The organism is Empedobacter brevis NBRC 14943 = ATCC 43319, assembly GCF_000382425.1.
Lineage (GTDB): Bacteria > Bacteroidota > Bacteroidia > Flavobacteriales > Weeksellaceae > Empedobacter > Empedobacter brevis.
Genome location: NZ_KB908304.1, coordinates 1 through 13,223 on the forward strand (window position 1 = coordinate 1; position 13,223 = coordinate 13,223).

Sequence of the window (13,223 nt, forward strand, 5' to 3'; positions counted from 1 at the left end):
ATCAACAGTCATTTTATTACTGAGTTTATAAAGTTCGGAAGAGAAGAAAAGTACAGCGATAATACCTTATACCGTACCATTCATTTTGTCAAGACTATTTTAAATTTTGCAGAAAGAAGAGGTATCAGAACCAACATCAGGGAGATTGAAATTCGACGCGAAAAGCAACAGAAAACCATGACAACTCTCAATGAAGAGGAAATCACGACGATTAAAAAAACAAAGGTTCCGAACAATTTGCAAGCTGCAAAAGACTGGTTACTAATCAGCTGTTATACCGGACAACGTTTTTCTGATTTTATTACCTTTGACCAGAAAAAATTAATCACAATTAACGAAAAGATCTGCGTTAAATTTATTCAGCAAAAAACGAAAAAAGAGATCATTCTACCTCTGCATCCTATTGTCATGAACATCCTCAAAAGAAATCAAAATTCTTTCCCAAAAACAATGGATATTCAGCAATACAACAAAGAGATAAGGTTGGTTGCGAAAGTGGCTGAGTTAAACTGTACAATGAAAGGAAAAAAACGAATAGGACATCGTGTAGAAGAACTAATACTTGAAAAATGGCAACTGCTCAGCAGTCATATCGGAAGAAGAAGTTTTGCCAGTAATTTTTACGGAAAAATTCCAACACCCCTATTAATGGAAGCCACCGGACATAGTAGCGAACACATGTTCCTGAAATACATTAACCCGGCAAATAACGAACGTATTATGAGTTTGTCGTCTTATTTTGAGAGCAAGTAGGTATTTGAATTCAATTACGTAAAAACATAAAAATATACCTTTTTAATTTTCTAATTTTATGTATCCAAAAATTTAAATTACATAAATTGGACGCATTAACTGTATTTTTAATCGTCAGTAGGAATAGAAATTGAATTTACTGAACTTCAATACACAAAGAAAAGCTATAGTATTTTAAAATTTGAGCGATTAAAATCTACATTTTCGCGACGCGAAATCTGTCAATGTACTGTTTAGAAGCGTAAAATATACCGTGATAATCGTTGAATCATCATTATTCAGTTCTTTTATGCTTCACTTTGTAAATTAATTTATAAAGTTGTTTAAATTAGTTATATCTTTGGAAAATACTAGGGACAAGATATTAAATCTTGATTGTTTACAATTGTATTCTTTATATTACTTTTTTTAATTCACCGGTTGACGTAGTCAATTTAATTAACTTTTGTATTTCTAAAATATATTCTTGTAAGATTTAGCTTATGTTAAATATGTTTTAGAATCAAAATTCTATTCTTCTCTAGATTTTAAATCAATTACGTACTTATTTAGTTCGTAAAAAAGTTATTCTATAATTCCATATATGGCAGATTCAACATCTAAAAAAGAAAACAGCAAAAAAAAAGCTTTAAAAAAAATTGAGAAAAGAAATAAAAGAGAAACTAGAAAAGACAATAACAACAAAGGAAAATCTTTAGAAGAAATGATTGTTTATGTTGATGTGTTAGGAAACTTTACAGATATTCCTCCTCATTTACAAAATAAAGAAGAAGATTTATTAAATAATAAACGCTTACAATCGGAAAAAGATGCGTATATTGAAGGCGTTGTAGATGTTTACAATGAGTCAAAGGGTTTTGGTTTTATAAAAGTCGCCAATTCAACCAATAAAATATTTTTCCATTTTAAAGAATCAAAAGAATTACTTAAAGTTGGAGATAATGTCCGATTCAAAAAAGAAATTACAGAGAAAGGCTTCAGAGCTATTCAAATAACAAAAAAATAATTAATTAAATATATACAAATGCAAGAAGGAACAATTAAATTCTTCAACGAATCAAAAGGTTTTGGTTTTATTTCAAATGCTAACGGAGGTGAAGACATCTTTGTTCATGTATCAGGATTAATAGATAAAGTATCTGAAAATGATAATGTTACTTTTGATATTGAGAAAGGTAAGAAAGGTCTAATGGCTGTTAATGTAAAAAGAAAGTAATTTCTTTTAATTTGCTAAAACAACGTTAGATAATCAATGAATACAGACAGATAAAGAACACTTCATTATGAATGTTCTTTTTCAATCTTCTATTAATATGGTTATCTAACATTATTTCCTTTTAACGGAAATACGTTATTTCAAATTAGGGCATTGCCCTGTTGATATAAAGTACGCTAGAAGCAAGAAATAGTGCGGCAGTAAAGATGATACAAATCTCTAGTTGTAGATCAGATTATCTTTCTACCTAATTTCTACTAGAAAAATATTGATTATTTTATATAAAAATTTATTTTATTTTCTTGATTACAAACTGATTTCAAATAAATGATCAGTTATTTTATTCATGTATTTTCAAAATCAACAAAAAGCTCCTTTTCGGAGCTTTTATTTTTTTAAATTATAAATGTCTTGGCATCAAATTTAATACGGTTGCATGCCTTCTTTTTTTATTTTCAGGAAATTTGACTTGAATAAATTTAGGACTACATTAATTATAAATAAGATACCCAATGACAGTCAAATTCCATCATTGGGTATACTAATAGTTGGTTTAAGTTAAAAAATTTTCCTATTTTATTTCCAATAGTTCCAATTTGTTCCATCAAATACAGCGAGTGTTTTACTCACTGTATCATAACACATCATTCCAGCGTACGGACTTTTGACAGTTAAATGAGGATTCGTAATTTTTGGCAAGATCATCGCTTTATCCGTAGCCTCTAATACTAAAATGCCTGTTGCTGCAGAAGTTTCAGCACCCATAATGACCCCATTTCCTATATCATTGGACGTATTTGAAATAAGATTTGATGTACTTCCTGCATCACTCAGGTCTTTCCATACATTATTTTCAACCATGCGTACTTTTTTTGTATTAATGTCAAAGACAAATGTTCCATTGGTTAGTGCAACATTGGTTGCATTGGTTACAGCAGGTAAAATAATGCCTTTTGAATTTGTTGGACTTTGATCAAAATCCAACAAAGTGTTTGATCCTACTACGGCTGTTTTTCCTATCGCTATTTGAGCTTGAGAAAAGCCACTCAAAACTAAAATTATATAAACAAGATTTTTCATAATTAAAACAGTTATTCGTTACAAGATTTTGCAATACATTTCCAAGTCGCCCCATTGTACAATTTGATACAACTCGCACTGGTATCATAAATTAACATTCCTTCCTGTGGCTGCAGTACATTTGCCGGATTAGATACTCTCGAAATGACAAAACCTTTATTCTTAGACTCTAATACAACAAAGCCATTTGGTACATCCGCAGGCCATGTTGATCTTGGAGAGGCTAAAGACGATATTCCTACACTTGTAGACGGTATACCTGCAGTTGAAAAATCCCCTTGTTTAACACATACATTATTTTGGCAAATTAGATTTCCATCGTTCGCAGTCGGATTACTTGCATCTATTTTAAGATTATACACTTTGATGTTATTAAAAGCACTTATCAAAGAAAAGACCTCAAATTTAACCTCATCAAATGGCTTAGTCGCACGGAATCCATAATTTCTTTTTCCTGTTCCAATTGATAATATAATCGATAAATCCAGTAAACTTGCATCATTTGCTACCTCTTGCAAAACACCGTTTAAATATGTTTTAACAAAGAATCCTTCCAAAACATCTGCCTGAAGAAGATAAGGCACATCTTCTATCGTAAATCCTACGAAAGTACCACTCGGGTATCTGTTCGTTAAATCCAATACGCTTATTCCTACTGTACCTCCGGCTCCAACATTCATGTTTAACGTAGCATAATCTGTAGCTGACGGAGTAATTAAATTCTGAGCGTTATCAACGCCACACAGTGCACAAGCAAGTCCTTCAGGTCCTGTTTTAAACTGATTAATAACTACCGGATGAGTAGGTGTATTCTCAATCGGATGATTGGTACTACAATCCATTGGATTTTGACATGGATTCATAAGATATAGATCGTATATCTTAACAGTTCCCAGCGAAATTCCTACTGGTTGTTCATAAATTAATTGTATTTCATCGAATACAGCAGGCGCTTTAAATCCTAATGTCTTTCGGATGTTTGTTGCGACATTTGCTCCCAACAGGAAATTACTTCCCTCTATTATGCCAACTTGTGCGTTATTTCTTAATAATCGAAGTTTGAACTTAGGCAGAACAGCTACATTAATGAGACTCGTAAACTCTACATCAAAAGAAACATAAGTTCCTGCATTAAAAGGTGTCAATTGTTTGTGTATAGCTATAGTCGCTGTACTAAGCGCTCCTACCGGAATATTAATACTGGCATAGGTTAAAGGGTTATTATCTAAAATATGATCAATATCTACGATATTACCGACTGTTGCAATACCTGTAACCCCTGTATTATTACCAATACTAACCGGATACTGATTCTTCCCTATTAATGTATTCGTATTACATGCAAATGCCGGCCCTTCACAGAATTGTTTGACAATCATATTATAAATTCTTGTCTCACCCAACAGATCAACACTCAATAACGTTGACATTCTAAATTGAACCTCATCAAATGGTTTGGTTGTAACAAAACCGACAACACTGCGTGGCGCACTACCTAAAACACCTACATTTAATAATAACGTATTTGAATTTGATGTTTCTTGCTCTACTCCATTTAAATAAGTTCTGATTGAAATCCCTCCTAATAGATTAACATTTAACAAATTTGCATTCGAGATTTCAAATCCCGCAAAATGCCCTGCATTAAATTGCTGACCACTTGTCGCTACAGATAAGGTTGCTGTACCTGCTAAAGAAGCTGTTACGTTAATTGAAGCATAATCACTTGTGTCACTATTCACAACATTATTTGAATTGCTTACTGAAGCAACAGATACTCCTCCCGTACCTGTACGAATTTGTTGAACAACCGCCGGATAGGTAGGAGCTATAATTCTAGTATCTACATTACAAGCCGGAGCTGGTCCGTTACAATTACGTTTTACCACCAAATTATAAATCTGGGTTGATCCAAATACATTAAGTCCTAGCAGATTTGTCTGTACATATTGAACCTCATTAAATGGTTTGGTTGTCGTGAATCCTACTTCAGCCCTGTTAGCACCTCCTAATAAAGACAAACTAACGAGTAAGGCATTGCTATTCGAAGTTTCCTGTAAAACACCATTCAAATAGGTCACGATTTTTGTTCCATTTAATAAATCTACATTGAGCAGATTAGTGTTCGAAATCTCAAATCCCGCAAAAGATCCTGCATCATATGTTTTATTCAAATCTTTTACCGATACTTGTGCCGATGCGCCTACCGCAACCCCTAAAGACATTGTAGCAAAATCGGTTGTATCGCTATTGACAATGTTTCCAAGATTTGTAATGTTGCCTACTGTTAGCCCGCTAGTTCCTGTTCTGTTGTTCTCATAATTAACGACAGCGGCAAAATTATTTTCTATAATTCGAGTACTTGTATTACAGACTAAAGTCTGCGGAGTTGTACAAGGTGTAATGGTATAAACATAATAAACTGACGTCGTTGATATTCCTAACGCTGTGACTGTTACCCTTATTTTATTAAACGGTTTAGTTGAAGTTACTCCAAGGTTTCTATTAAAAGCAGAAACCGCTGCTATAGGTACAGTAACTTCTATATGATCACCAGTCGCAACAGTATTTAAATAGGTTTCTACTCGGTAAGTTGTTGATAAAGCAACCGTACTTGTTTCAGATAAAACAACACCGGCATAAGTACCGGCAGGATATGAAGCTGTCGTAGTATTTTGTACTTCAATGTAAGCACTTCCTGCAACAAGTGCTGACCATGAGGAAGCATTTGTTAAATCGTTATCTGTTAACCTGTTTTTATTCGCAAAATGATCACCGAGACCTTGCGATGAATTTACAGTAAGCGCATTTGGTGCAAAATTATTATTCGTCCAGGTAACCGGAGAATTACATGTTCCTTGTCCGTATGCCCAATTAAACAGGCAAAGAGATAGGAACAGAAAAAAATTCTGTATAATATTTTTCATGTTTATAGTAGTTGTTTAATTAATAAATCTTTGGTTGGCAGTAGAAATATTAATTAACTAAATAAACATGGAAGGTGAGCGTATTTCTAAATGAGACAAGCATATTGCATAATCGCAAAAAATATAATGATAATATGTTTTTTTGTAATGAATAGTATGAAGCATTAAATTCTTAACAGTGCTGAAAAAAACTGCAGCATGCGTACTAAATACTTCATGAAAGATACCTGAAATAGCAGGTTTATATAAATTAAAATAGCTTTGTGGTGTATAAGGTAAATAAGTAAGGTTCTTTTGTTTCTGAATAAGTTTAGGTTGATGCAAGTGTTTTATTTTTTTTGCTTCTACCTTATTTTTAAGTTTTTTTGAAACATTCTTTTTAATATCTTCTTTTTCATGATGCCCACGAATATCTGTTGCTTTATTTTCTTTTATGTTTAAATTTTTGGTCGTGGTATTTTCAGAAATATAAAATATGGTATGCTCTTTTATTGTTACGATAGAATGTTTAGAAGAAGGCAAAGAATCTTTGTTGCTCTCTAGAAAATCAGTACTAGAAGCCCAAGCAGAAGTTGTAAAAAAAACAACTAAAAAAAATAGGTATGTAGATTTAGTATGATTGAGATAAAGTATAAAATATCCTATCGTCATCATAGTAGTGGTTAATCATGATAAATATACATATTAAAATTTAATTTTTATTATTAATTTCTTCAATTTCAAAAAATAAAACGTTTTTACATGAAAAAATCCAGGTTATTCTTAACCTGGATTTTTTTCTTCATAAAACTAAAACTTATAAACCTGAAGATTGTTTAATGATCGGATTTACAACTGCTTCATTACAATTTTTTAATTTTACTCTTAAGTATTGTGGATTTCCATAATCTTTTCCCTGACGTTTTGTTTGTACTTTTACCAAGATTATTCCTTCATTTTCAAATTCGGTGTACAATCTATCAATCCTATAATACAATAAATTTGCACCGTAATGACTAAACATAAGGTCAGAATTCGGAATATCTTCTACTTTCGTAATGGTTTTTATCGGGTTACCATCTGCATCCAATAACGGCGTATCATCTTCATTTTTATACGCTTCTCCAAATTCGATTACTTTTGCAAATGAAATATCATACGTTGTACAATAATCAGGGCTCTGAATAGCTAAAAAGTCTGCCGCACAAATCGTGGTAACATCTTTCGAATCATTTTGTCCTTCAAATAACATCATAGGCGCAATTCGAATATCATGTATATGCAAACCATCTCCCAAGTTAACATTTACGGTATTAAATTGTTCTATCTCGAACGAATCAAAAGGAATCGTAATCGGTCTTGAAATAACCGCTCTACGTTTATCTTTAAAGTTAAATAAACCAATATCTAATATTCTAAATTTCTCCATTCGTTCTTCACCTACTTTTGTATCTCCTAAATAATAAACGATTTTAAAATTCCCCAGTTGTAATAAACTTAGGTTTAAAACATTAATATTTGGATAAGCCAAGGTCACTTGAACCTGATCTCCCGGACGAGCCGGCTGTTTTAAATGAGTGCGAAGAAATTGTTGATTCAATACGCCAGCCGTAGCATTAAATAGAGTATAACTATCATAATTATCATCAACGGCATAATACGGATGAACTACAGAAGCCAAACCACTTGCTACATTCAACACTGCCGAACGATTTCCCCATGTTACATCATGTGTAAATTCGTTCAATTTTATATTCTTATTCTCAATACCTGTTAACTTCGTTCCGTCAACATCTCGTTGCTCTGTTGGATATAAAAGGGATGAAGGTGGACTTACGACAATATCTCCTTCGGGTATAAAATTAGGATCAGTCGTTTTTTCTTCTTCTTCAATATAAGCATGGAAAACTGTAGCTAAATCAGCTACTCCCAGCAAAGATCCTAACTGTATACGAACCCCATTAAAGTCCGCATCTTTTCCTGCTCCATCTTTCGGAATAAAAGAATATTCAAATACATTATCACCTTTTAACAGATCTAACAATCCTCCCTTTACAGCTTTAAAACTTCCTGAATTGGACGAATTTAAAAGTGTAATATTACCGGCTGTAACTCCAGCATTTGTCTTACGACCTACCACACTTAACCCTCCGGCAAGTTTTAATCCAGAGTATTGTTCTCCTAATTTTATTGTAATCTTTTTTCCTTTCAATTCTGAAGAAGAATATAATACACGGGGCGAATTTGGATTATTCGGATCTGATAATTTTGTAAAATACAAATCAATTCCAACCGTTCCAATTCCTAAGATGACTAATCCTCCTGTTATGGTTGCATAATTTCCTCGATTTCCATTTACAGCATTCTCTTTATTAGCAACACCACTCGCTCCTGAAGTCCAACTCACTACATCTGTAGCAAAAATCTTTTTCGTGACAGTATTACAGTCTTCTAAATCATATACAATTAATTGAATTGTTGTAAACGTTTCACAACCAACAAGAGGTGCACCAGCAGTTGTAGTCGCTTTTATTGTATATGAGTATTGTCCTTTTTTTAAGTCTGATATTTTATTTTGAACCTGATTACCTTCAGCATCAAGAATTGTAATTGTCGAAGGAAATTTTGTAGAAACGGTCGGAAAAGTAAAACTCTTCCCCTTTTCTACAGCAAAAGAATTTATATTATCCGGCAAAGAAATACTATTTTCTTCTGTAGGTTTCACTAAAACAGGCGCAGTATAGGCATAGCGTGATAAACCTTTTGTCTTTGCTTGTCTTCTTACTAAAATAGATTTCTTTAGTCCGTTGATTATTAGTTTATCTCCTTTTTGGATCACAACATCTCCTAAGGATGATTCGTCTCCCTCTCCTGAATTTTCATCATCCGAAAGATTTCCAAAATCTTGCCATGTCGCTCCATTATCTATACTTGCCTGCCAGTTGTATGACATGAGGTACAACAAATATTTGGCCTTTTCCACATTCATTACATCAATAGAACCATTGTAACACGTTTCCCCGTTCGATGTAATACTTCCTGGATAAAAATCTCCTTCATCACCTAAAAATGTGACCTGTACATCCTGACATTCACCTGCCATATTACAAAGAGTGTAATAAATGGCAGTCGTTGGTTTAACAATTTCTTTATCCACAACAATTTGTCCTAAAGTATTAAGTGATATTCCAGCAGGCCATGAATCTTTCATTGAAATCATCATATTCTGATTTGGACCAGAAAAAATGAAACCTTCTCCTTCCTTTCCTCCATTGTAACTGTCATTTGCGATAATATCAAATGTTTGTGCAGCAGAAGAATTCCAGTAATAACTGTCTATTTTTCCTAAAAACGGAATGCCTTTATCTTTTTCCAAAATTATTTTTGCAGAAGTACATACACCTAATAAATTACAAACTTGGTAGACAAGTGGAACAGTTGGCTGGGGTGTATTGGGAGCAATGACAAGAGCTCCACTCTCATTTAAACTAAAACCTACCGGCCATTGCCCTACAGCTCCAATCGTTGCATTTTTATTGTTTCCAGAAAATATAAAATGACCTTTAACCTTATTCAGTTCATCATTTGAGGTAATGGCATAGATTCCTCCTTTTGATGTAAAAGCATATAGATCATCAGTCGCTTTTATAAGCTCATCGAAATTGGTATTCTCATTGTTACAATCAATTACCGGCGCATTTGGATTGATAACTTCTTCTAAGACAATATCGTCAAGATAAATATCATTTCCATCTACAATCGGATAATCATTTCTTATTGAAATAGCTACATTCGTAGAACATTCTGTAGAAGCTGGTGTTCTGAACGTATATTCTTTTTTCTCCCATACGTTATGTTTGATTACACTTAATTTGGAAGAAGTTCCTAACGATTTTTCAGAGATAATGTTTTGTACTTCAATTTTTGCCGCAGATAATACACTACTATTGGCATTTCCTGAATTACTCATTACATAATAAGAAACTTTGTAAGCTGTATCTCTCTTTAAATTAACTGCACGGCGATAAAATTGATTGGTTATTTCTCCGGCATTAAGAATAAGCGCTGCTCCATTTGTATCATTTGGGGTATGATCTTCTACTTTTTGCCACCATCCTCCTGTTGAACCTAAAGAAGCTTCCAAATGTTGAGGATCGATAACGACATAATAACCATCGCTAATGTTTTTTAACCAGCTATTGTAACTTGAAAGATTTGAACCATTGCAATTTGGCATATTTTCAGTTGTATACAACTGGAGTGCTGCCCTGTAATAAGAGGTACAACTGTAAGGAGATTTTTTTAACGTTAAATCCTTACCTCCTTGCGGTATATACTGAGATGCCCTACGAACTGTAGACTGTCCGAAGTCTTCATGAAATACTACTTGTGCATTAGCTTGCTGCAAAACAACCAAACACAAAAAACTGTATATCTTCTTTTTTATATTGATTTTCATATTGTAATTTTTAAAGATTTAATAAATGATTAACTTCTGTTAATTACTTCACCTTTAATACAATATTCATAAAAGAACCATTTCTTATTATTGCATTTGGAGCAGTTTTATAAGTAAGAATTCCTGTCGAATTAATTTTAATATCTGTAAACACTGAATTGTCCGCAAAGGTTACAAAATAGTCATATTTATCTGAGTCTAAAACAAATTCTTTTAAACCAGATATAGATGAACTAGATGCCACCGGAACATTAAATTGAGCTTTAAACAAGTCGTATAATTTTACTGTATAGATGGCGGAAACCGCATCATAAGAATAGGACAAATTACTTGTATCTAAAATTCTCGCATCATTACTTATGGTCGGTAAAACAATAGAAGGCATGTAGAAAAAACCCGGAGTACTATTCCCAGATGATATTTTCACCCAAACTGTACCGTCAAAATAATAAAACCCTTCCGCATCTATATTAATCGCAGTTTCAGTCTGAGTTCCTGTTGTCACTTCATCCACATAAATCATTGTTGATTTTTCAACGTTTCTCATTGATCGAGCTCTCTCTCTATCAACTCTTGGTATTAAAACTCCTTCTACATTGGCACTTGTTCCTTTTGGCTGAACTGCTGTAACGTCTAAAGTAGCTTTTGGATTTTCTGTTCCAATCCCTACTTGAGCTTTAACATGAACAGTACTAATTGTTAATGTTAAGGCGAATAAAACTTTTTTCATAAATTTTCTATTAACTAAACCACAACAAAGGTAGTAAGTTATTTAAAAAATCATTGTTTTCTAAAAAAACAAGATTACAAAATAGTATATAAACAGCTACTTATCCGTTTTTTAAATAAATAATTAACTAACTATAAATACTTAATAAGATTTATTGTTTTTTAAATGATTTAAGTCATTTGAAAAACATGTGTGTTCTATTTTTTTATGAATTTAATTTTCAGTATTGTTATCCTCTCAAATTATTTTGTTAATTATTTCTAACATTATAAGACATTAACTACCTAAAAAAACAAAACCATAAAGTCCTATATTTTTCCTATCATAATTCTAAAATACAAAAATCGGCTAATCATGAAAGATTAGCCGATTAACGGTTAAGTTTTAAGTTTAATTAGATTATGCTTCTTATCAAAAGAGCCTAAATTCTTTATATTATATATAAACACCTATCGTGCAAATTATCACACCATCTATCTAAAAATTATGGTTTTTCTAAGACCAAAATTACAGATGAAGTCTTCGCCATTTCGTTATTTAGATTAGTAGTGATAATAGGTTTACCTATATTTAAGGTAGTACCTGTTGGTATATTTCTCTCAGCACATGCAAATTTTATAGTATGCTCTCCAAGTGCCATATTTGAAAGCGTCGCATTCAAATTCAATGTTCTATAATTACCTACTCCCGCATTTACAGTACCCAATCGAACAAAATCTAATTTATCATCTAAATATATTCCACAGGCAAAACTACCGTTCTGGCTACTTGTTTGAATTAATGTTTGAATAGAAACCGTTACCAAGTTCACTGATTTTGATATTTTAATTTTCTGATTTAAATCCGAAAGCTCTTTCCAATGTGAAGCCATTGCTTGTCCTTTAGTATATGGTACAGCAAGTGTACCGGAATTGTTTGTTCCGGGAAAACTTACTCCATTAAAGGTTGAATTAACATAAGATCCGGTTAAAACCATTCCTTCCAAAAAACCCTCAGGTAAATCAAAATTCTTCCAGAAATTGTTATTTAAGGCATTTCCTGAAATTAAATCGCCTTGTTTACCAGCTGTTCCAATTTTTGCATCTGTTCCGTTGAATCTGATTTCTTTGGAAACATTTGTCGTACCATTTATATCCAACGTGGTATGAGGTTTCTCAGTTCCTATTCCTACCTGAGAAAATAAATTTGGACTGATTGCGACTAAACAGATAAATATCTTATTTTTCATAATGGGTTAATTGTTAGTTATAAACAGGTTCATTATTATTAGGATCTGGTATTTCCAATACTTCTACTCTTAAAGTTGACTGCGCCATAAAATCGTTAATATTTGAACGAACGGCTTTTCCAACTCCAAAAGTACTTGTTGTAGTATTTGTGAATCCACCTATAGAGGCTCTTCTTCTACAAGCAACTTTTGCCGTATATTCCTTTTTAGGAAGATTCTCAGCTGAACCAAGTAAAGTAAATGTATAAAAAGGTCCTACAGAAGCAGTCGGTTGATTTAATGTAAATGTCCTTACTCCTTTTAATTGATCGTCCACAAATACCCCGCACGCAAAATCAACACCTTGATTTGTTGCTGATGAATTGATATGAACCACCGTTTCAAAAACTAACCCGACTTTATTCACAGAGTTGTTTACTTTGAATGTTTTTGTTAATCTATCAATTACTCCACTACTATCCGCAGAGCTTCCTAAGAAATTGGATAAAGGCATATTTTTTGTGTACAGTGTTCTACTCTCTGTATTATTATACTTTAATTCCAACCCAACATCAGTACTAGACGCCTCATAGTTTATAAGATAATACGTTTCAGGCTTGAACTCAGGTCGTCTTAAAACTTTCCACGTCGGAGGTTGGTTCGCTCCTTGAGAGACTAAAACCGATCCTACTTCTCCTAATTTTCCAATAGTTGTTTCGTCTCCTCCCAAATAGATTTTACTTCTAATCCCTAAATCTCCCTGAACATCCAAAGTCGTTCTTGGTGTATTGGTATTGACACCTACTTGAGCAAATAAAGAAGAACTAATAAATACTAAATTTATTAGTAGTATTTTACTGAATATTTTCATA

10 protein-coding genes are annotated in these 13,223 nt (G+C 32.7%); 3 read left to right on the forward strand and 7 right to left on the reverse strand.

Translation table 11 applies throughout. From position 1 onward, the window contains the following. From H277_RS0116270 to H277_RS0116280, 3 genes are all read left to right on the forward strand, one after another. On the forward strand, positions 1-753 hold a 753-nt coding region (locus H277_RS0116270), incomplete at its 5' end, for a tyrosine-type recombinase/integrase (protein WP_019976685.1). 583 nt (positions 754-1,336) lie between these two features. Next, a complete protein-coding gene (locus tag H277_RS0116275) occupies positions 1,337-1,759 on the forward strand; it encodes a cold shock domain-containing protein (RefSeq protein WP_019976686.1) in 423 nt (140 codons plus the stop codon). 18 nt (positions 1,760-1,777) lie between these two features. Beyond that, entirely contained in the window at positions 1,778-1,969 is a 192-nt protein-coding gene (locus H277_RS0116280) for a cold-shock protein (RefSeq protein WP_019976687.1), read from the forward strand. A 576-nt stretch (positions 1,970-2,545) separates the two neighbouring features. Here the strand turns inward: H277_RS0116280 and H277_RS0116285 are convergent. From H277_RS0116285 to H277_RS19330, 7 genes are all read right to left on the reverse strand, one after another. Beyond that, entirely contained in the window at positions 2,546-3,049 is a 504-nt protein-coding gene (locus H277_RS0116285; RefSeq protein ID WP_019976688.1) for a hypothetical protein, read from the reverse strand. Positions 3,050-3,060: 11 nt separating this feature from the next. Beyond that, positions 3,061-5,976, reverse strand: a complete 2,916-nt coding sequence (locus H277_RS0116290; protein ID WP_019976689.1) for a hypothetical protein — start codon at positions 5,974-5,976, stop codon at positions 3,061-3,063. A 57-nt stretch (positions 5,977-6,033) separates the two neighbouring features. Beyond that, positions 6,034-6,630 carry a hypothetical protein gene (locus H277_RS0116295; RefSeq protein ID WP_146810547.1) on the reverse strand — a complete coding sequence of 199 codons (597 nt, stop codon included), beginning with the start codon at positions 6,628-6,630 and terminating at the stop codon, positions 6,034-6,036. Between the two features lie 142 nt (positions 6,631-6,772). Continuing rightward, the gene (locus H277_RS0116300) at positions 6,773-10,414 is read right to left on the reverse strand and encodes a hypothetical protein (RefSeq protein ID WP_019976691.1); all 3,642 of its coding nucleotides are present in this window, start codon (positions 10,412-10,414) and stop codon (positions 6,773-6,775) included. Positions 10,415-10,457: 43 nt separating this feature from the next. After that, entirely contained in the window at positions 10,458-11,144 is a 687-nt protein-coding gene (locus H277_RS19860; protein WP_019976692.1) for a hypothetical protein, read from the reverse strand. A 484-nt stretch (positions 11,145-11,628) separates the two neighbouring features. After that, positions 11,629-12,372, reverse strand: coding sequence for a hypothetical protein (locus tag H277_RS0116310; RefSeq protein ID WP_019976693.1), 744 nt, complete (start codon positions 12,370-12,372; stop codon positions 11,629-11,631). A 13-nt stretch (positions 12,373-12,385) separates the two neighbouring features. After that, positions 12,386-13,222, reverse strand: coding sequence for a hypothetical protein (locus tag H277_RS19330; RefSeq protein ID WP_019976694.1), 837 nt, complete (start codon positions 13,220-13,222; stop codon positions 12,386-12,388). Position 13,223: the final 1 nt, after the last annotated feature.

Excerpts from the sequence above, each read along its gene's own strand:
- H277_RS0116295 (WP_146810547.1), bottom strand. The coding sequence starts at position 6,630 with ATGATGACGATAGGATATTTTATACTTTATCTCAATCATACTAAATCT.
- H277_RS0116290 (WP_019976689.1), bottom strand. The coding sequence starts at position 5,976 with ATGAAAAATATTATACAGAATTTTTTTCTGTTCCTATCTCTTTGCCTG.
- H277_RS0116275 (WP_019976686.1), top strand. The coding sequence starts at position 1,337 with ATGGCAGATTCAACATCTAAAAAAGAAAACAGCAAAAAAAAAGCTTTA.
- H277_RS0116285 (WP_019976688.1), bottom strand. The coding sequence starts at position 3,049 with ATGAAAAATCTTGTTTATATAATTTTAGTTTTGAGTGGCTTTTCTCAA.
- H277_RS0116280 (WP_019976687.1), top strand. The coding sequence starts at position 1,778 with ATGCAAGAAGGAACAATTAAATTCTTCAACGAATCAAAAGGTTTTGGT.
- H277_RS19860 (WP_019976692.1), bottom strand. The coding sequence starts at position 11,144 with ATGAAAAAAGTTTTATTCGCCTTAACATTAACAATTAGTACTGTTCAT.
- H277_RS0116310 (WP_019976693.1), bottom strand. The coding sequence starts at position 12,372 with ATGAAAAATAAGATATTTATCTGTTTAGTCGCAATCAGTCCAAATTTA.
- H277_RS0116300 (WP_019976691.1), bottom strand. The coding sequence starts at position 10,414 with ATGAAAATCAATATAAAAAAGAAGATATACAGTTTTTTGTGTTTGGTT.
- H277_RS19330 (WP_019976694.1), bottom strand. The coding sequence starts at position 13,222 with ATGAAAATATTCAGTAAAATACTACTAATAAATTTAGTATTTATTAGT.